This is a genomic window from Roseivirga sp. AWQ4_251 (assembly GCF_056158225.1).
This window is the reverse complement of the sequence record NZ_JBSWSW010000002.1, coordinates 265,338-285,083: the sequence shown is the minus strand read 5'-3', so window position 1 is coordinate 285,083 and position 19,746 is coordinate 265,338. Positions and strand designations below refer to the sequence as shown.

General features: G+C 44.4%; 16 protein-coding genes. 14 read left to right on the top strand and 2 right to left on the bottom strand.

Annotated elements, in window-relative coordinates; genetic code table 11:
• Window positions 1-423: 423 nt before the first annotated feature.
• On the bottom strand, window positions 424-558 hold the full coding sequence (locus ACXACJ_RS15285; RefSeq protein WP_260311514.1) for a hypothetical protein: 135 nt from the start codon (window positions 556-558) through the stop codon (window positions 424-426).
• A gap of 868 nt (window positions 559-1,426) precedes the next feature.
• Between ACXACJ_RS15285 and ACXACJ_RS15280 the strand changes: the two genes are divergently transcribed.
• From ACXACJ_RS15280 to mobC, 6 genes are all read left to right on the top strand, one after another.
• Window positions 1,427-1,813, top strand: a complete 387-nt coding sequence (locus ACXACJ_RS15280) for a JAB domain-containing protein (RefSeq protein ID WP_176700075.1) — start codon at window positions 1,427-1,429, stop codon at window positions 1,811-1,813.
• Window positions 1,814-2,021: 208 nt separating this feature from the next.
• The gene (locus ACXACJ_RS15275) at window positions 2,022-2,444 is read left to right on the top strand and encodes a hypothetical protein (RefSeq protein ID WP_062303426.1); all 423 of its coding nucleotides are present in this window, start codon (window positions 2,022-2,024) and stop codon (window positions 2,442-2,444) included.
• 980 nt (window positions 2,445-3,424) lie between these two features.
• The gene (locus ACXACJ_RS15270) at window positions 3,425-3,640 is read left to right on the top strand and encodes a hypothetical protein (RefSeq protein WP_062303430.1); all 216 of its coding nucleotides are present in this window, start codon (window positions 3,425-3,427) and stop codon (window positions 3,638-3,640) included.
• A 184-nt stretch (window positions 3,641-3,824) separates the two neighbouring features.
• Window positions 3,825-4,223, top strand: a complete 399-nt coding sequence (locus ACXACJ_RS15265; RefSeq protein WP_062303432.1) for a plasmid mobilization protein — start codon at window positions 3,825-3,827, stop codon at window positions 4,221-4,223.
• 26 nt (window positions 4,224-4,249) lie between these two features.
• Complete coding sequence (locus ACXACJ_RS15260) at window positions 4,250-5,458, top strand: relaxase/mobilization nuclease domain-containing protein (RefSeq protein WP_475135309.1); 1,209 nt, start codon at window positions 4,250-4,252, stop codon at window positions 5,456-5,458.
• A gap of 13 nt (window positions 5,459-5,471) precedes the next feature.
• Entirely contained in the window at window positions 5,472-7,454 is a 1,983-nt protein-coding gene (gene mobC / locus ACXACJ_RS15255; RefSeq protein ID WP_062303435.1) for a conjugal transfer protein MobC, read from the top strand.
• Window positions 7,455-7,478: 24 nt separating this feature from the next.
• Here mobC and ACXACJ_RS15250 read toward each other — a convergent pair whose 3' ends face one another.
• Window positions 7,479-8,315 carry a LytR/AlgR family response regulator transcription factor gene (locus ACXACJ_RS15250; protein ID WP_062303437.1) on the bottom strand — a complete coding sequence of 279 codons (837 nt, stop codon included), beginning with the start codon at window positions 8,313-8,315 and terminating at the stop codon, window positions 7,479-7,481.
• Between the two features lie 227 nt (window positions 8,316-8,542).
• On the opposite strand from ACXACJ_RS15250, the gene ACXACJ_RS15245 reads away from it, so the two are divergent.
• From ACXACJ_RS15245 to ACXACJ_RS15210, 8 genes are all read left to right on the top strand, one after another.
• Window positions 8,543-8,917, top strand: coding sequence for a hypothetical protein (locus ACXACJ_RS15245; protein WP_062303439.1), 375 nt, complete (start codon window positions 8,543-8,545; stop codon window positions 8,915-8,917).
• Window positions 8,918-9,206: 289 nt separating this feature from the next.
• Complete coding sequence (locus ACXACJ_RS15240) at window positions 9,207-10,049, top strand: RteC domain-containing protein (protein WP_475135308.1); 843 nt, start codon at window positions 9,207-9,209, stop codon at window positions 10,047-10,049.
• Between the two features lie 123 nt (window positions 10,050-10,172).
• Complete coding sequence (locus ACXACJ_RS15235; RefSeq protein ID WP_475135307.1) at window positions 10,173-10,646, top strand: hypothetical protein; 474 nt, start codon at window positions 10,173-10,175, stop codon at window positions 10,644-10,646.
• Between the two features lie 65 nt (window positions 10,647-10,711).
• On the top strand, window positions 10,712-10,978 hold the full coding sequence (locus ACXACJ_RS15230) for a DUF4134 domain-containing protein (protein ID WP_221405282.1): 267 nt from the start codon (window positions 10,712-10,714) through the stop codon (window positions 10,976-10,978).
• Between the two features lie 30 nt (window positions 10,979-11,008).
• Entirely contained in the window at window positions 11,009-11,461 is a 453-nt protein-coding gene (locus ACXACJ_RS15225; RefSeq protein WP_062303443.1) for a DUF1896 family protein, read from the top strand.
• Window positions 11,451-16,949 (top strand): helicase-related protein, encoded by a 5,499-nt coding sequence (locus ACXACJ_RS15220; protein ID WP_475135306.1) that lies wholly within the window; start codon window positions 11,451-11,453, stop codon window positions 16,947-16,949. The genes ACXACJ_RS15225 and ACXACJ_RS15220 overlap by 11 nt, the downstream gene beginning before the upstream one ends.
• The gene (locus tag ACXACJ_RS15215) at window positions 16,946-17,269 is read left to right on the top strand and encodes a DUF4133 domain-containing protein (RefSeq protein ID WP_062303445.1); all 324 of its coding nucleotides are present in this window, start codon (window positions 16,946-16,948) and stop codon (window positions 17,267-17,269) included. The genes ACXACJ_RS15220 and ACXACJ_RS15215 overlap by 4 nt, the downstream gene beginning before the upstream one ends.
• A complete protein-coding gene (locus ACXACJ_RS15210; protein ID WP_062303447.1) occupies window positions 17,266-19,740 on the top strand; it encodes a TraG family conjugative transposon ATPase in 2,475 nt (824 codons plus the stop codon). Before ACXACJ_RS15215 ends, ACXACJ_RS15210 begins: the two co-directional genes overlap by 4 nt.
• The last annotated feature ends 6 nt before the right edge of the window (window positions 19,741-19,746 follow it).

Genomic DNA, 19,746 nt, shown 5'->3' with positions numbered 1-19,746 from the left:
TCAAAAAAGGCTTCCCCATCTAAGCAGACTATGAGCTTTTGAATATAGATAGCCAGAACCCAGGCCATAATTAAGGCCTTAAACATTTACAAGGACAGGGACAAAAATGATCATGGCAAAGGGTTCTATAATATTACTACAGAATTGGGTATGGGATCAGCAAAAAAAAACTTAGGGAAGATTTATATGGATTTATAAAGGCTGGCTGAGGTATTATATATTTCAAAGATGTGTTAACTAGTTGCACTAAAGTGCTTTATAGATTACTTACACAAACGAAAATATATCATTTTTTCGATTGCACCTCAAATATAAACTTGCGGTGCATCTGTACTTTTTTCAAACTCTGATTGTCCAACAGTCAAAGTAAATAATCCGGTTTTATTGAGAGTCCCAACAAGATAAAACATTTCAATTTACTATCTAGTAATATTCATCATCCGAAAATTCGTCTAACATATCTTCCATCAGTTCTTCTTCAGAAACATCATCATCTAACTCTTCGATGTCAAGGTTTTGGTACACTTCTGTTTGGTCTATAAAACCTGTCTCATCCACTGACCGATCAGATTTTGACGCTGCCTGAACCAGTTTACGCTTGTGCTTCTTTAAGGACTGTAATATATCGTCAAAAAAGATTTGATCAAGGCTTTCTTTGCGGATCTCTTTTTCAAATATCTCAACCGATGGGAGTTGAATATTAAGGCCTTCTCTAGTTAAAAAAGCTTTAAGCTCCTTATAAGCAGTAATGTATCAAAGTATCTGATTTTCACTTTTTAAGAGTTAACTGCCTGCTGGTCAACAAGCGTGTGTGGGGTTCGGTACACTTTTTACGTGTGCCGGACTTTATTTTTTGACAAAACAGTCTCCCTATCAGTCTTAAATCCCGTTTTAACAAACCTCATGTATAAAAGTATCTGATGGATTGTAAACTTGTCTAAAGTATCAGAACCGAGCTTATGATATTGAAATGGTCAAAGAGAAGCCATTAGACTAAAAGAGCCTTGTTCCAGTAAACCTTAATATCACCAGCGCATATCAAACCTTGAGGGTGGAAAGAAACAGGCCTAAACCAAACCTTTGGAAAAGGCAGGGAATCTGGTCAACTTATTAGCAGATAGCCTCTCTCCTTATATTTCTCAAAAGAATACTGCCCAATTAAGAAACCCTTTGCTTTTTGTCTCTTCTGCACCGGTTAACCCCACAAAGCTTCATGGCCACGCGCTTCACCTTGGATTTTCCCCTGACAAGCAGGGTTCCTCCATGGCTTGAGCGCCAATGCCCATGGTTTACGCTGTGAGTTTAACCCAAATGCAGAATTATGGACAAAAAAGCAATAAGCAACCCCTTTCAAAGCACAGCAGCCCCCTTCAGCTCAAAAGTCAATGAAGTAGAGCTGCACTATTGCAGGCCAAGGATCAACACCTTGCCTGGAGTTTCCAAATCGTCTGATGTGGCCGCTATTTTCAGAAGTATCTACCCACCGGGCAAAATGGACCTAAAGGAATATTTTTATGTGGCCTACCTGACCCGGAGCAACCACGTATTGGGAGTGGCCAGGCTCAGTGAAGGAAGCCTGACAGGAACAGTGGTAGATATCCGTGAGGTTTTTGTGCTGGCCCTAAAGCTCAATGCCATCGGAATGGTGCTTTGCCACAATCACCCTTCCGGAACCATGCGTCCTTCACCATCCGACATATCCTTGACCAATAAGGTCAAACAGGTGGCCCAACTGATGGACATGGCCCTGTTGGACCACATTATACTGAACTCAGAAGGGTACTATTCTTTTACCGATGAAGGGGATCTGTGAGCCCTTATAATCCTGTCCGAAAGGTAGGCTTTTGGCGTGGGCACAGGAAAGCCCATTGCTTTTCATTTGTTTCAAGGTAGACCAAAAAAACAAGGTTTCCCCCGTTGGGTGAGCCTCCTGATTTTTTCGCCTCCACCTTGCCTTTAACCCCCACCAAAGCCTTTGACGGCTTCCATAATTAAATGTTCAACAATTAAAATTAAAGACTATGGAAACGTACGCAAAGTTGGTTATCAAAAACCAAAAAGAATGGAACATCGAAAGGGTCAACCAAGAACTACAGGCGTTGGGATATCCTTCGAAAACTTTTAACAAGGGGTTGTATGGAGCTTTCATAACAAGAAAAAAGCTCAAGGAAGACGCCCGTTTAATGAATCTAGACCCAGAGAGTTCAAGGCAACTTGTACATATGAACCGCCTGATAACCCCGGAGCTATTGGAACAGTTTTTCTGGAATAAGCTGGGTACGTTTGTCGTAAAAATATCCTGTTTTGATAAAGCCGGGAAAGAACGGTGGGAGATCGTTTTTAACTATGCCCTTAACCATACAGAGGACTTCGACTGGGCAGCTTCCGAAAATTGCAGTAGAGAAAACCTAAGAAGCTGTGGTTTCAAAATTAAAGGGGGATAAGCTCCTTTTTTTGGTCGGTTCAAATTCCTGATCAAACAACGGGACACTACCAAAATTCACCTGCTCAATTCGAGCTTAATACACCGAGGGACAGGTATGGCCCAAAACGCTAAAATATCCTTTCTGCCCGGGCTTCAGCCGGTTCGTTTCACGGCTTATGTAAGCCTGGGAATTATTTGTTTCAGTGAGTCTTACAACGTCCGTTCCGCTCACCCGCTTCTGGCCTAGCGCAGCATAAGTTGGCGGTCCCGGTCTGCCTAGGCCAAACCCCGAGTCACCAACCCATGCTTTTTCCCTACACGCCATTTAAATAGACGCCATGTTACTTTTTGTCAATACATGGTTGACCCCAAAAAACAGGCATTTTAAAGGATGCCCCAACTGCTGTTGGAAAGTTGCCGTTTTCTCCTTCTGTCCATTGACCGTGTATAAGTTGTGGTGTAATCTGTCCCGGACAAAAGAAATGAAATTCTGGATAGACAAAAACTTACTTTCTGGTAATAACTCAAGCATTTAAGAGCAAAAGCAATTAACCAAAAAAGGCCACTTGTAAAAGCGGCCTTTTTGATTGGTGCCCACAGCCAGCTAAAAACAATTTTTCTCACAAGCTAACAACCGGCTACGGGACTTAAATCTTAAATTCGGTGGTATAAATTCGGGAGACGAATATAGGGAAATTCATACAAAATGTAAACACCCAAACCCGGGCTTTAGCCGGTTCGTTTCACGGCTTATATAAGCCTGGGAATTATTTTTTTTGGCCGGCCTTATAACGTTCTTTTTACTCACCCGCTTCTGGCCCAAGCGCAGCATGAATGGAGGTGTCCCGGCCAACCAAACCAACCCCGGTTTACCTCACTCATGCTTTTCCCTAACGCACAAAAAAAATGGAAATTTATTTCACCCAAGTGGGGGCAATAGGGTGAAAAATAACTGGGGAAGTCCAGCACTTTTGATCCGTACAAAACAAAAAAAGGATCATGGACACAGATGCGAACAACCCCGAATTCAGGAAGGGTATGCCCCCTAAACTCGATCATGTGAAAATCTATTTCTCACAAAAAAACATACCACAAGAAGAGGCCGAAGTGTTCTTTTATTACCATCAGGATTTGGACTGGAGAACAGAGTCAGGTTTGCCCATTATAGACTGGAGGGCTGCTGCCAATGAATGGATGTGGAACCTTGAAAACTAACAAGAGATCAACCTTTCCCCTTTAGAAAATTACTTCATACCCTTTAGCAACAAGAAAGAAAGATTGCCGCGTTTGCGCAATCAGCAAGATGTAGGATTGTCTGACGCCAATCCGATCTTGCCCCTGCTGCCGGAGTTGCAGGGGTGCGAAAATTCTTCGGAACTCGAATTTTACGTACTTGATCATGACAAAAGAAAACACCCTCAAACCTGACCATAGGCTGACGGTCAGGTTCAATAAAAACGAACTGGCCAAGCTTGAAAACTGGCTTAAAAAAAGTACTTATCACCGCAACATGAGCGAGCTGATAAGGCACTTGCTTTTTAAGAAAGAGATTACCATAAATACCTATGACGCCTCTTTGGATCGGCTCTATGAGGAATTGGTTTTGGTCAAAAAAGAACTCAATGCCATTGGGGTAAATATCAATCAGGTGACCCACTATTTTAATGCCGACCCTGACCCCTCACAGAAGTTGATCTATGCCAAGAAAATTGCTCCACTTTACGAGGGGACGACACAGAAAATCGAAAAACTTTTTGACCTGCTTTCTGAATTAGCCCAGCGATGGTCGCTCGAATAAGCACCGGAAAAAGCATTGGCGGAATTATGAACTACAACGAGAATAAAGTGGGACAGGGAGAGGCGAAATTCTTATTGGCCAAGGGCTTTTTAACGGACCAAAAACCGTTGACTTTTTCCAGTAAAATCAACCGCTTTTTAAAGCTGACGTCAAAGAACCAGCGTGCCAAAACCAACGCCTTGCACATCTCCTTAAACTTCTCCAATAAGGATGTACTTACAGAAGAAAAATTGACCGCTATAGCCGGACATTATATGGAGCGGATCGGGTTTGGCAACCAACCCTTTTTAGTCTATCAGCACTTCGATGCTGCCCATCCGCACATACACATTGTCACCACCAATATTGATCAAAGAGGCAAACGTTTGGAAACCCATAACCTCGGTAAAATACAATCCGAAATTGCCCGAAAAGAAATAGAAAAACAGTTCGGTTTGGTAAAGGCGGAAGACCAGAAAAGGACCAAGGAATTTTTGCTTGCCCCTTTGCAAAAAGCAGAGTATGGCAAGTCTGAAACCAAGGCGGCCATTTCCAATATCGTTAGAAACGTAGTACGTGCTTATCAGTTCACTTCAATGGCAGAACTCAATGCGGTGCTCAGGCAGTTTAACGTTACGGCAGACCGGGGCGAGGAAGGCAGTCGGATGCATCAAAGACGAGGATTGGTTTACAGTATCTCAGATGAAAAAGGCAATAAACAAGGAGTGCCCATTAAAGCCAGCTCTATTTATTCTAAGCCCACTTTGGCCAAGCTGGAAGAAAAATATGCCCTGAACAAAGAAAAACGAAAAACCAATAAACCCCGCTTACAGCGAGTAATAGACAAAGCCCTGATTGATGCCAACACCAAAGAAGCCTTTACAGAAACCCTTCGAAAGAAAGGGGTACGGGCATTATTCCGGGAGAACGAAGCAGGACGGATTTACGGGGTAACCTTTATTGATAATGTAAACCGCTGTGTTTTCAATGGTAGTGCATTGGGCAAGGCCTATAGCGCTAACGCATTGGCCACAAAACTTTGGCCGGAACAAACCGCACCAAAGGATGAAGAAAAATTTCCGACTGCCCCTATCCGGGAAGTGAGTAAAGGCGAAAGCACCTTTCCCCCAAAGGGCCGAACGCTATCCACACAGGATATTAAGGTCGATCTGTTGGGGGAAAATCCAGACGACCCGCTACCTTATCCCTTACGGCCCAAAAAGAGGAAAAGGAAAAAACGCAAACCCAACAATTAATTGACTCAAGTATATGAATACCGGAGAGAACATAGAAGGGCTCAGGAAGATCATCGACCTGACCCGTAAGATCAGCATGGGGCTTTTAGGCCTGCACCTTTATGTCTATTGTTATCCGTCTTTCAAAGGTTGGGGACTTGCCCACGAGGTTTCAGACCGCCTGCTTCTAAGGTTGATGAGTACAGGGCTCTTCAAAGAATACTGGATAAGTAAAGGATTGGCACTTGTGTTATTGGTTATTTCATTATTAGGGAACAAGGGCAAGAAAGATGATAAGATAAAGCTCTCTCATGCGCTGACCTATATGGGTGCGGGACTATGCCTTTATTGGACAGCTTACTTTTTGCTCAATACAGCTCTTTCTTTGGAACTGGGCACATGGTTGTACATGGCAACGACTTCCCTTGGATACATACTGGTTTTGATCGGAGGCGGCCTATTGTCCAGAAGGCTGAAACTCAGTTTTGACAAGGATGTATTCAATGCCCTTAATGAAACTTTTCCACAAGAGGAAAGGCTCCTGGAAAACGAATATTCGATCAACCTGCCTGCCCAGTATAACCTAAAGGGCAAAGCCCGTCAAAGCTGGATCAACATCATTAACCCTTTTCGTGCCTTGCTGGTCATCGGGACTCCGGGAGCCGGAAAAAGCTACTTTGTGATCCGTCATGTAATTACCCAGCATATCAAGAAGGGTTTTGCCATGTTCATCTATGATTTTAAATATGATGATCTTTCCCGTATTGCTTTCAACACGCTTGAAAAGAACAAGGCCGCCTATAAAGTGACTCCAAAGTTCTATGCGATCAATTTTGACAACCTTTCCCAGACCCATCGCTGTAACCCTCTAGAACCCGCAAATATGCTGGATATTACCGATGCCAGTGAATCTGCCCGAACTATTATGATGGGGCTCAATCGGGATTGGATAAAGAAGCAGGGAGACTTTTTTGTAGAATCCCCAATTAATTTTCTCACCGCGGTGATCTGGTTTTTGAAAAAACATTGTTCGGGAAAGTATTGCACCCTGCCCCATGTGATAGAGCTCATGCAAATCGAATACGACAAGCTCTTTACCGTGTTGCGTACCGAGCCAGAGATAGAGGTGCTCATCAACCCCTTTGTGTCTGCTTACTTAAAAGGGGCTGTGGATCAATTGGAAGGTCAAATTGCCAGTGCTAAAATTACAATGGCCCGTCTGTCCTCCCCGCAACTTTACTACGTGCTTTCTGAGAGTGAATTTACATTGGACGTCAACAATCCAGATGAACCCAAGATTGTCTGTATGGGCAATAACCCCCAAAAGCAGCAGGTCTATGGAGCAGTATTGTCCCTCTATATTTCCAGGATAACCAAGCTGGTCAACCGTAAGAACCAACTTAAGTCGAGCCTGATCTTTGATGAGTTTCCCACCATTTACTTTAACGGGATCGACAGTCTTATTGCCACGGCAAGGAGCAACAAGGTGGCCACTACACTGGGCGTGCAGGACTATAGCCAGCTTAAAAAAGACTACGGCAGGGACCAGGCCGAAGTGATCATGAACACCGTGGGCAATTTCGTGAGCGGGCAAGTACTGGGCGATACTGCCAAACAGCTTTCCGAGCGTTTTGGTAAAATCCTGCAAGATCGTGAAAGCGTTTCCATCAACAGCTCAGAAACCTCAATCAGCAAATCCAACCAACTGGAATTGGCCGTTCCGCCTTCAACGATTTCATCGCTTTCTTCGGGGCAGTTCGTAGGCATGGTAGCCGATGACCCCACCGAGAAAATAGAACTCAAAACCTTTCATAATGAAATCATAAATGACCATGATGCGCTCAAAAAAGAAGAGGAAGCTTATCGGCCAATTCCCGATGTACGGGAATTATCACCCGGTGAAGTAGAAGATAATTACCGCCAGATAAAACAGGAGGTGAGGGAGATTATTGAACGGGAGATGGAACGCATTTACAACAGCCCTGAACTAGGGCATTTGATTATTGAAGATGATTAGTCGTTTAATTTACTTCTACCAAGGTCATCTAGGCATTTCCATCCAAGCGCGAAAACCACGTGCCCTGCGTTGACTTACAAATATCTGCTTATTTACAGGCGGGGATAAAAACAGTTCCAATTTCCCATAGGAGGCAGGCTCAAAATGCTTCAATGCCTTGTAATGCACTATAGTTTGACGGTTCACCCTAAAGAACATTCGGGAGGGCAACATCTTTTGAAGATCATCCAAGGCATGCGGAGTCAGGTAACTATCTCCTTTATAGGAATGCAAGTAGTTGTAGCTGTTTTCCCTTTGAACATAACATATATCCTCAGTCTTTAGAGCCATGTGTTTGGAGCCCTGATGCACCATAATCGTCTGTATTTCTTCAGAAGCTTTATTAAAACCTTGCTTTTGCATTTCAGAAATTTGTCGTGACCTCAAGAAGAAATAGTAGCTCAAATAATACAGGTTGAATAACACGAGCATTATCATAATGTAGGGAAAAGCGTACACCATGTAATTGGTGTCTTTTAGTATACTCAACCCAAAGACTTTAAAGTATATAGCGGCCATAAAAAAATCAATGAGGCCAGGTAGTGCCACTCCTAAAATGATCTGTAAAACTGTCCGCATAACGGGACGCTTCTCCCAGTCATATTTTGAATCTAAATATCGTGTTGCCCTGGCGATGCACTCAATAAGGGTGAGTGCAATAAGTAAGCTGGAGAAAAACTCCTGATAAAAATACTTGCTGAGCAAACGGTCAAAAATACTTGCATTTCCCCCAAATTCTGTCACCAACAGTGCACCGATCACAGCGACCATTAGCCTGAAATATAAATCGTTGTATGAAACCTTCGGTCTGTATGTTGCCATATTGAGATATTTTAAAGACCACTTTAGTCAGTCTGGATTATAATTTTTCAATGGTTCAAAAGCTGTTAGTATTCAATGTTAAATCTTGTAATACGTATGGAATATCGTGTTTTTTGTTGTTTAAAGCTGTATGATGATACTGCTATTGATTCACAATTTTTTAAACAGTTAATCGTAATTATGTTATCTATAAACATTATCAATATTCTTATTTTAACAAAAAAATTATGGAACAGTTATCACAACAAGGGATCCAACAGAAGATAAATGCACTGTATAACCTCTCGGACACAGATCTGATGGAAGAAGCAAAAAAGATGTGTGCCGACTTTATGGCCTGGCTCAACGATAACTTTGAACTGACCCCAGAACAAGAGCTATATTTTGAGGGTGTACCAGAAACCTTGCTTTTTGGCTGGGGAGCGCAGTTCGCAGGGCTCATTATTACACGGGGAGCAATTAACCTTGATGTGAGCGATCCGCCTGAAACCAGGCGTACTAAGCAAATTCGGACTCAAACCACTATAGAATTTGACTTTGACCCCGATAACACCCTTGTTCTTAGTGGAAATGGTGCGTTGACCGCTGTATATAAGGATTAACTTTTTATATCCAGATTTTATCCTCAACCAATCCATTTTTAGCAGTTTGAACAAGTAGATTTCTCTTATAAGAAATATGTTTGTTTAAACTGCATTTAAACTTACCGAAATACTTCGGCCATTTCATAAGTGCTTTCAGCACCTTTCTTTGCTCTTTCGGCTGGTAACAGAAGTCCGGAATATTCAATTCCCATATTTGACTATATACCTTTGCTATACACAAAGGTGCTTATGCCCCTTTAAGAATAGCTGTGCACAGGTACGGCTTCAGGTTTAAAGCAATAGTCCTATGAAAGTATTCAGTAACAGGTTATACGAACAGATGAACAGTGCTTTGGGCACGATAAACATTGAGGCCGACAGCATGCTCAAACAAACCGAAAGCTCCTATAGAACCGTACAGGAAGCTATGCAGGAGTTAAAGGGGTTTATCATAGAGTATTCCTTTAAAGACCAACAAGAAGAAATCCACTTCTTTAAAAACATAAAACCTCGTTTTTTAAAAGAATTGATATTTTTCGAAGAACTTTATTATATCGAATCAGGCCGGCCTGTTGCATCAACAAAAGAAGTTCAGCGGTATTTGAATATCCATCTGGCGCACATTAACCGGTTTTTCAGGCGCAACCACAACCTGCACACCTATTACCTGATGGGAGAAGATCACAAAGACCATCAGTACTTTACACGCCAACCGCCCGGTTTGCGCCTGAAACCCGATAAGTACTATCTGGACATGGACATCCGTTTCTCAACGCTCCACAGCTTCAAGTTTGGGCGCATACAAGCCTATCAAAAGCTCAGTGAACATCTACAAAGGGCATTTGCCAATCTGAACCAAAAACTGCCAATCCCCGAAACGGCTTTAAAGCTCAAACTCAAATGGACTGCTCCCAAAGTCTCTTTGGTAGAACTGGTTTACGCGTTTAAGGCTGCAGGGGTGTTCAACAACGGTACGGCCAATATCAATGAGATAGCCGCTCTTTTGGAAGAAGTCTTTCAGCGGGACCTTTCCGATTTCTACCGCACCTTTCAGGAAATCCGCATCCGCAAAAAAAGCCGTACCGCTTTTATGGAACTTTTGCAGTCGCGCCTGTACCAGTGGATGGAGGATGCGGACCAAGCAGGCTAGCAGGCTTTTTTTGGTTTTGTGCTTTGGAGAAAATTTTCCCCCACTTGGGGTCATAGGGTGAACAACCCGTAGCAGAAGCCTTCACTTTTGCCTCTATCATGTTTCATCAAAAGACATCCCAAAATGCTTAAAGCCATACCCTGGACACAGCTGGCCATTGCTTTTACACTGCTTGCCGCTGCCTATTACCTATACATAGCTTGGAAGTACTACCCCAAGGAGATCAAGACATATCTAGGTATGGACACAATAAAAAAACTCCTTGGTATAAAGGGGCAGAAAGTCAAAACCACTTCGGTTATCCTTACCGAAGAGCAATTTGTAGAAGCCTACCGAAAGATAGAGCAACTCCTCTATGAGGTGAGACAAAAGCTATTGCCCAAGGCCGAAGGTTCCAAAAAAAAACTACTGCAGCTATTGGCCTTGCACCTTGGAAACTTTCAAGGGATGGTCGTCCCCGCTTTCAGGCTTACCATAAGCCGTGAGCTGATCAAAATTGCTTCTCAACGAAATATTGCGCTACAGGAAATTGAACTGGAGGAATTCTGGAAAAACCTGATTACCGCATACCAAGCTTCAAAAGATCCTTCAAAATGAGACCTATGAAAAACATCCCATTTACAATCGTCCGCTCTGTCGGCTTACTTCTACTTATAACCGTAATGATATGCCTTAGTTATGAAGCCTTTGCCCAAGATGGTACTGCGGGCATCAATGAGGCGACCAACAAAGTAAAGAGCTACTTCCAGGCCGGAGCCAATCTAATGTATGCCATTGGAGCTGTGGTCGGGCTGATCGGAGCGGTCAAAGTCTTTAACAAATGGAACTCCGGTGAACCCGACACGGGTAAAGTGGCCGCTGCATGGTTTGGCTCTTGTGTATTTCTGGTGGTCGTGGCCACGGTACTCAAAAGCTTCTTTGGCATCTAAAACCCCCATTCACCTAAACAGCTCAAAAACATGCAACAACGCTTAGTAAGCAAACTCCATAACCATCTACAGCAATTCTACCCCGAACTGCTGATCGGTCTGGAAGACCGAGGCGAAACAAATACCTACCTGAATCAAAAAACAAATAGAGTAGAATCCCTGATCCAACGACTCAAGGCTACTGGTACTCCTAACTATATCATTGAAGAAGAATGCCTGCACACTTTAACCGCAGACCTTGGCGTATCACGCTACAATTATCTGCAAGCACTTTTGGAACAAGAGTTTGAGACGGTTTACTACCGAATGTGGGGAACTGGGACGCTCCATTATGAACTGATCAACCTGATCAACTTCTGCGCCTCCATTTTTGAATCCTTTGACTTTTGTGAAGCCAACGAAGACGACCGGATGTTGCGCTACGCCATAATCGGCACCGTGCAGGAATATTTGGACACCTTAAACCAGCCGCATGGCCTATAACCCCCGTCAAAAGTTATCGGATAACATCCGGGCCATTGACGTGGCACTGCGCTTTAAAGAAGGTGCCAAGGTCAATGCCGATGACCTTGGCCTTTTGGAGCGCTACGCTGGCTTTGGAGGGCTAAAGGCTATTCTGTATCCCTATGGCCCTAAAGAAGAGTGGGAAAAACTCGGAGCCTCCAAAGCTGATATGGGGCTGCATGAAGATTTTCAGAAATTACATGAACTCCTTAAAACCCATCTGGATGAGCAAACCTACAACCAAGCAGTAGCCTCGCTTAAAAACAGTGTGCTGACTGCCTTTTATACCCCCGAAGTAGTTCCCCAAGCACTTTTTGACGTGCTGAAAAAACAAGGTATTCATCCTGAAAGCGTGTATGAACCTTCTGCCGGTGCCGGAGTGTTCGTAAAAGAAGCTACAAAAGCATTTCCCAAAATTCAGCACATAACTGCTGTAGAAAAAGACCTCGTAAGCGGCTATGTTTTACAAGCCAGAGCTTCACGCCTGAAGGTGGACAAAACCATCCATGTATCAGGGTTGGAACAGACCAGTGAAAACGAGTCAGGGCGCTTTGATCTTGTTACCAGCAACATTCCCTTTGGTAATTTTCAGGTACATGACCCGGCTTTCCCGTCTCAGATAAACGGTAAAATACACAATTACTTTTTCGCCAAGGGGCTGGAAAAACTTAAAAACGGAGGCCTCTTGGCCTACATTACCACGGATGCCTTTTTAAACAGCCCCTCCAACAAGGGCGCGCGGGAATATCTTTTTGGCCAAGCTGATTTTGTTTCCCTAACGGTGATGCCAGACTCTTTGATGTGGGACACCGGTGGAACACAAGCCCCCAGCCATTTACTTGTAGTACAAAAACAGGATATAAAAAATGAGCTATCCCCTGATGAGCAGCTCCTTCTAAGTACGGTAAAAAAGCAAAATGAATTTGGATCATTTTCTCTCAATAGCTACATTGAACATCATCCGGAAACCTTTTTGGGCAATAGCCTAGAAGCCGGAACAAACCAATACGGCCAGCCACACCAAAAGGTCACTTTTAAAGGTGACCTACAAGGCCTATACGTTCCATTGACCCTTCAATTAGAGCAAGACGTTAAAAACCATCTTGACCAGAAAGCTTTTTATGGAAAAGCTATAGTCGCCATACAGGATGAAAAGGCCAAAAAACTCACTTTCCTAGATCCGCCCGAAAGCCCTCAGCAAATCCCCGAAATGCAATTGGGTCTCTTTGACCTGCAACCTGAGCGCAATATCAACCGGGCAATGGCCTACCTGAGCGATGCGGACAAACGTATGGTGGAAGAGCGTTCCGTAAGACTGATAAGCAGCCTGCACCCAACAGAAAACCCCAAACATGAAAGTTTGGTACTGCTGATTGCCAAAGGAAAAAAAACCAACAACTACCTCTATCGGCTCTATTCCAACCTGAAAGAAATTTCCGGTACGCAGAATTGGATGAACAGTACTGTTCTGAGCCGCGAAATGCAGCGGGTATCAGATGCATTACAGCCCTATGCGCATGATTACATAATAGAAGGTGAAAAACATTTGCAACCGCTCTTAGCGGCCAATGACACCTACATCGCCCGTGACCTGCCCGTTCATTACAAAGAAGGTACGCTGATCTCATTTAAAGGAGCGTTGGGGATTCTGGGAAAAATAGACCCAAATCAGCATCAAGCACCTGTGTATTTGATAAAGTCCAAACCGGGTGATAGTAAATTCTTTGAGGATTATTTGAATTTAAGAGACATCTATTTTAAGCTGATGGAACAGGGCGATAACATGCCCGAGACGACCATGCTCCGTCAAATGCTTTCTGACCAATATGGGCACTTTGTGTCCAGCTATGGCCCCTTAAACCATAAACCCAACAAAGACCGGATTTTACAGGATGCCGCCTTTGGCTTTCAAATGTTAGCTTCCTTGGAACTGAGACAGGGGACAAGTTTTGTCCCTTCTGATCTTTTAAGGGAAGACCTGAGTGTCAAGGCCGAACCCCTGAGTACCGATGATCCGCTGGAAGGTTTGGCCATGAGTTTGAATGAAAAAGGTAAAGTCGACCTTGATTTCATAGCGGCCACCACGGCTATGGATTCCAAGGAAGTGGTAGAGGCGCTGGGCGATCATATCTACCTTAACCCTGCTAACGGAAACTGGGAACCCAAAGACCTGTTTTTAAGCGACCACGTGCGCGAAAAATTAGTAGCTGTTAAAAAGAAGGCCAACCAAGAACCAGCTAACCCAGAGTTTCAGCGTAGCCTGAAAGCACTGGAAAACGTGCAGCCCACTGCAATCCCCTATAAACTATTGGATTTTAACCTTGGAGAGCGTTGGATTCCACTGGAATATTACAACCGCTTTGCCCGAGAGTTATTTGATCTGGATGTTAACGTGCATTACCTATCCTCACTGGATAGTTTTAAGGTTACCGTAAGGGGAAGCAATGCCAAGGTCAATCAGGAGTTTGCTGTAACACCCAAGAGCGGGCGCACTACTTACGGCTATACACTTTTGGAACATGCACTGGAAAACACGACCCCATTTTACACCTATACCATCGAAGATACCTTCGGGCGGGAGATGCGCAAGCCCGATAATGAAGCCACCCAACTGGCGCACCAGAAAATCGAGGACATCAGGGAACGCTTTGTAGAGTGGATGGCCGAGCAACCTGCGCAAGAGCAAACGACTATTGAGCTGCTCTACAACAAAATCTATAATGGCTATGCCCCGAGGGAGTATGATGGAAGCCACCTGACCTTTCCCGGCTTGGACAAGGCCGCTCTGGGAATCGAAGACCTGTACTCTTCCCAAAAGAATGCCGCTTGGCGCATCATACAGAACAGGGGCGCCTTAATTGACCATGAGGTGGGCTTAGGTAAAACCCTGACCATGGTGGTAGCTGCCCACGAATTAAAAAGGCTTGGAATCGTTGAAAAACCTACGATTCTGGCTTTAAAGGCCAATGTAGGACAGGTTACAGAAACCTTTAAAAAGGCCTATCCCAAAGCGAAAGTACTAGCTCCCAGTGGAGTGGACTTCACTCCGCAGAACAGGCAAAGGCTCTTCCATGAGATTAAAAACAACCGTTGGGACTGCATCATCATGACCCACGACCAGTTTGGGAAAATCCCACAGGCACCTGAAATACAACAGCAGGTTTTACTATCAGAACTGGGCAATCTGGAAAAGGATTTAGAGGCCATCAAAAATTCGGGCGGGGATATTTCCAGAAGAATGCTCAAAGGACTGGAAATCCGCAAAGTCAATCTACTTGGTAAGCTTAAAAAACTGACGGGAAAGATCGAAAGCAAAAAGGATGATCAGGTTCATTTTATGGATACGGGCATAGATCACTTGTTCATCGATGAATCCCACAAATTCAAGAACCTCACTTTTACCACCCGACACAGCCGTGTAGCGGGACTGGGCAATCCGCAAGGTAGCCAAAAAGCCCTCAACATGCTTTTTGCGATCAGAACCTTGCAGGAGAAATTTGACCAAGACCTTTGTGTGACTTTTTGTTCAGGTACGCCTATCTCCAATAGCCTTACCGAAATGTACCTGTTGTTTAAATACCTGCGCCCGCGTGAACTGGTACGTCAACGCATTGATAATTTTGATGCTTGGGCGGCTGTGTTTGCAAAAAAAACGGTGGATTTTGAGTTCTCCGTTACTAACGAAATACGTGCTAAGGAACGCTTTCGTCATTTTATCAAAGTGCCCGAACTGGCCTTGCTCTATAACGCCATTACCGATTATAAAACCGCCAAACACATAGGGCTGGATAAACCCGAGTTGGAAGAAAAGCTGGTGCCGATTGCTCCCGATGCTATGCAAGAGGATTTCATACAACGGCTGATGGCCTTTGCCCGCAATGGGGACGCCAAACTGATTGGAAGACCACCCTTAAGCGCAACAGAAGATAAAGCCCGTATGCTGATTGCCACCAACTATGGCAAAATGATGGCGACCGATATGCGCCTGATCGACCCTGAAAAATACAAGGATAACCCGGGTGGAAAACTTATGGAAGCTGCCCAGAACATCGAAGCATGGTATACCAAGAGTGCTGCGCAAAAGGGAACACAAATTATTTTTAGTGACATCGGTACACCCAAGGAGGGGTTTAATGTTTACGATGCGCTAAAACAATTATTGGTAGAGACCTATCAGATTCCTGCCCACCAGATCAGCTTCATTCACGATTGGGCAGATCATAAAAAGCCCCAGTTGTATAAGAAAATGAACAGCGGAGAAATCCGCGTACTGCTCGGCAGTACTGAAAAAGCAGGTACTGGACTTAACGTACAGGCCAGAGTAGTGGCGATACATAATTTAGATATACCCTGGAAGCCTTCTGAATTGGATCAGCGCCATGGAAGGGGTGCCCGTCAGGGCAATTTTGTTGCCAAAGAACACTTCGGTAACAAAGTGGTCAGCTATATCTATGCCACCGAAAGGTCGCTTGACAACTACAAGTTCAACCTGCTTAAAAACAAACAAACCTTTATCAGCCAGATGAAGGAATCTTCCCTGAGCGTACGCACCATTGACGAGGGTGCCATTGATGCGCAGAGCGGCATGAATTTCTCGGAGTACATCGCCATTCTTTCAGGAGATAACACGCTTTTGGAAAAGTCCAAGGTGGACAAGAAACTGGCGGTTTTGGAAAGTCTCAAAAAAATCCACTACAAAGAATCCGCCAGAGCTGAGGCAAGCCTCAAACAACTTGGTCTTGATAAGCAGAAAACCACAGAAATCCTTAAAAATTTAAAGCAGGACGAAGCCCATTATACCGCAAAGCGCACCTTCACTAAAGACGGGACTAAAAACAACCCCGTCCACTTAAAAGATCTGAACAAAGCCAACGCAACTTCCATAGGGCAGTTCCTGAACGAGCTTCACAAGCACTGGAAACCCAAAGGACAACAGAGTGAAGAAAAGATAGGAAGCCTATACGGATTTGACCTTTACATCCGTCAGGAAAAAACCGCTTGGCTGGAAAAACACGGTATTGATTACCACACTTCAAATGGCTTCTACGCAATCCACCCCAAGGGCAGTATCAAGTACACCTACAACAGTGGGCAACCCGACAGCGAGAACCCAAAACGGGCTGCCCGACATTTTCTAAATGCCATTGACAGGGTAAAGCTCTTAAGGGAAAAAAGCGAGCAAAAACTAAAGGACATCGGCCAAGAAATCTTACAGACCAAAGCACTGATCGGGAAGCCTTTTAAGCGAGAAGAAGAACTACTGGCTTTAAAAAAGGAAAGTACCCGCTTGGAGCATAAAATTACCATGAACATAAAAGCCGCTGAATTAAACCCTGAATCAACCGAATTGAAGGCTCCAGATAATCTTCCCGCCCTTAATGGGCACACCCAAACCAAAAAAATGAACGGCCATTCCAAGACCGTGCATAGAACTAAAAAGAAAACTACTTCAACCCTGCGCAGATGAACGAGCTACCCATTAACAAAGGCATTAACAAACCCATAGAATTTAAGGGACTGAAAGCCCAGTATATCGGCTATCTGGCTGTGGGGCTGATCGTGCTGCTTATCCTCTTTGCCATTCTCTATGTACTGGGTGTGCAGGTGCTTGTCTGTGTGGGCATCGCCTTTGGACTGGGTACGGCACTCTTTGTTCAGGTATTCCGCCTTAGCCACCGCTACGGGGAACATGGGCTTATGAAAGCAACAGCCCACAGACAAGTGCCCGAAACCTTGGTGTTCAGAAGTCGCCAAGTATTTCTCAACCTAAAGTCCAATAACACATGATCAACACAAGAAAAACCCGATCCATCGAAAAACTGATGCCCTTGTACAAGGTTGAAAATGATTGTATACTCTCCCGTCAGGGAGATGTGACCTTGGGCTTTAAAGTGGAGCTCCCAGAGATTTTCACCCTCAGCCCTGAAGAATACAAAAGCCTGCACCATAGCTGGGTGAAAGCTATACGTGGCTTGCCTGTCAATACCATGCTGCATAAGCAGGATTGGTTTACAGAAAAAAAATGTCAGGCAGATTTTGAGCAAGCGGATCAATCGTTTCTCTCCCGTGCAAGCGAACGCTTTTTTAATGAAAGACCATTTCTTGATCACCACTGTTATCTGTTTATCACCCAACGTACCACGCGTTTTAAGCTGTCCAAATCCTCGCTTTCCAATCTTTTGCGCAGTTCACTTGCTCCAAAAGAAGCCATAGATTCCAAAAAAGTGGATGCGTTTTATGACACTATTGGGCAATTCATCCAAATCCTGCTCGATGGAAGGGTTGAACTCACCAGGCTTACAGCCGACCAATTGGTCGGAACACCTTCTACCACGGGCATACTGGAGCGCTACCTCTTTTTACAGGATGAACAAACGCCTCCTTCACTTTGTGACATTAGTTTTAAGCCTGAGTGGAAGATCGGGGAAAAATATTGCCAGCTCTACAGTTTGGCGGATGTAGAAGATCTGCCCGGCAAGTGCAGCCCCTACATACATTATGAAAAATATTCTACCGATAGAACCAACTACACCGTAGGATTTGCTTCGCCCTTAGGTCAGCTTTTGCCCTGTAACCACATCTACAATCAGTACATTTTCAGGGAAGACGTGGCCAAGACCATGAAACGTCTGGAGGCCAAACGGCTGCGTTTGCAATCGCTTTCAGCCTATTCACGCGAAAATGCCATTGCGCGGGATGCCACGGCCAGCTTTCTAAACGGAGCCATCAGTAAAGGCCGTCAGCCTGTAAAGGCACATTTCAATGTGCTGGTTTGGACAGAAGATGCTGCCAAACGAAAAGAACTGCGCAATCTGGCTTCTTCATCACTGGCCAAAATGGATGCCCACCCCAAACAGGAAACCAAGGGAGCACCGCAAATCTATTGGGCAGGTTTGCCTGGTAACGCAGGGGCTTTTCCTGGCAATGATACCTTCGATACTTTTGTTGAGCAGGCCACCTGTTTTTTCAATATGGAAACCCATTACCGCTCTTCGGTAAGTCCGGTGGGTATCCGTTTGGGTGACCGCTCCACGGGCAGGCCCCTGAACGTGGATATTTCAGATGAGCCTATGAAAAAAGGGCTAATCACCAACCGCAATAAATTCATCTTAGGGCCTTCGGGCAGTGGTAAAAGTTTTTTCACCAACCATATGGTACGTGCTTATTATGAACAGGGCACCCACGTAGTACTGGTAGATGTTGGCCATAGCTATAAAGGATTGTGCGAACTGGTAGGCGGCTATTACTTCACCTACGAAGAAAAGAATCCCATCTGTTTCAATCCCTTCTATATCTCAGGTATACTGGACACCGAAAAGAAGGAAAGCATCAAAACCCTGCTTTTGGCACTTTGGAAAAAAGACGATGAAGTATTTACTCGCAGTGAATATGTCGCCCTCTCCAATGCCCTGACCCAATACTACCAGTACTTGGGTAAAAACACCGATACATTCCCGGGCTTTAATAGCTTTTATGAATTCTTGAAGGGTGAGTTTGTAAATGCTTTAAAACGGGATGGAGTTAAGGAAAAAGACTTTGATGTAGAGAATTTTCTTTACGTGCTAAAGCCTTACTATCAGGGTGGGGAGTTTGACTACTTGCTCAACGCCACAGAAAACCTCGACTTGCTAGAGCAGCGCTTTATTGTTTTTGAACTGGACAACATCAAAGACCACCCGATCCTGTTCCCCGTGGTCACCATCATCATCATGGAGATTTTTATTTCCAAAATGCGCACCCTCAAGGGCATCCGTAAAATGATCCTGATCGAAGAGGCTTGGAAAGCCATCGCCAAAGAAGGCATGGCGGAATACATCAAATACCTCTTTAAAACAGTGCGTAAGTTTTACGGAGAAGCGATAGTAGTGACCCAAGAAGTGGAGGATATTATCAGCAGCCCCGTGGTCAAACAGGCCATTATCAACAACAGCGATTGTAAAATCCTCCTGGACCAGAGCAAATACCAGAATAAGTTCGATCAGATACAGGAACTATTGGGATTGACCCAGAACGAGAAAACCTTGATCCTCTCTATCAATAAGGCCAACGACCTGACCAAAAAATACAAGGAAGTCTTTATCGGGCTGGGCGGACAGGCCAGTAAGGTATACCGCACGGAAGTTTCTTTGGAAGAATACCTGGCCTATACCACCGAAGAAAGTGAAAAAATCAAAGTCCACCGCTATGCCGAGAAGTATGGCGGAGACATAAAAAAAGGCATTGCCGCATTGGCCGCAGAAATGCGTGAAACCCTTTAACCCACA

What these genes read in the sequence shown, in the direction of transcription:
- mobC (WP_062303435.1), top strand. Translation starts at nt 5,472, where the DNA reads ATGAATACCGGAGAGAACATAGAAGGGCTCAGGAAGATCATCGACCTG.
- ACXACJ_RS15265 (WP_062303432.1), top strand. Translation starts at nt 3,825, where the DNA reads ATGACAAAAGAAAACACCCTCAAACCTGACCATAGGCTGACGGTCAGG.
- ACXACJ_RS15210 (WP_062303447.1), top strand. Translation starts at nt 17,266, where the DNA reads ATGATCAACACAAGAAAAACCCGATCCATCGAAAAACTGATGCCCTTG.
- ACXACJ_RS15270 (WP_062303430.1), top strand. Translation starts at nt 3,425, where the DNA reads ATGGACACAGATGCGAACAACCCCGAATTCAGGAAGGGTATGCCCCCT.
- ACXACJ_RS15230 (WP_221405282.1), top strand. Translation starts at nt 10,712, where the DNA reads ATGATATGCCTTAGTTATGAAGCCTTTGCCCAAGATGGTACTGCGGGC.
- ACXACJ_RS15215 (WP_062303445.1), top strand. Translation starts at nt 16,946, where the DNA reads ATGAACGAGCTACCCATTAACAAAGGCATTAACAAACCCATAGAATTT.
- ACXACJ_RS15250 (WP_062303437.1), bottom strand. Translation starts at nt 8,315, where the DNA reads ATGGCAACATACAGACCGAAGGTTTCATACAACGATTTATATTTCAGG.
- ACXACJ_RS15220 (WP_475135306.1), top strand. Translation starts at nt 11,451, where the DNA reads ATGGCCTATAACCCCCGTCAAAAGTTATCGGATAACATCCGGGCCATT.
- ACXACJ_RS15240 (WP_475135308.1), top strand. Translation starts at nt 9,207, where the DNA reads ATGAAAGTATTCAGTAACAGGTTATACGAACAGATGAACAGTGCTTTG.
- ACXACJ_RS15275 (WP_062303426.1), top strand. Translation starts at nt 2,022, where the DNA reads ATGGAAACGTACGCAAAGTTGGTTATCAAAAACCAAAAAGAATGGAAC.
- ACXACJ_RS15225 (WP_062303443.1), top strand. Translation starts at nt 11,009, where the DNA reads ATGCAACAACGCTTAGTAAGCAAACTCCATAACCATCTACAGCAATTC.
- ACXACJ_RS15260 (WP_475135309.1), top strand. Translation starts at nt 4,250, where the DNA reads ATGAACTACAACGAGAATAAAGTGGGACAGGGAGAGGCGAAATTCTTA.
- ACXACJ_RS15245 (WP_062303439.1), top strand. Translation starts at nt 8,543, where the DNA reads ATGGAACAGTTATCACAACAAGGGATCCAACAGAAGATAAATGCACTG.
- ACXACJ_RS15235 (WP_475135307.1), top strand. Translation starts at nt 10,173, where the DNA reads ATGCTTAAAGCCATACCCTGGACACAGCTGGCCATTGCTTTTACACTG.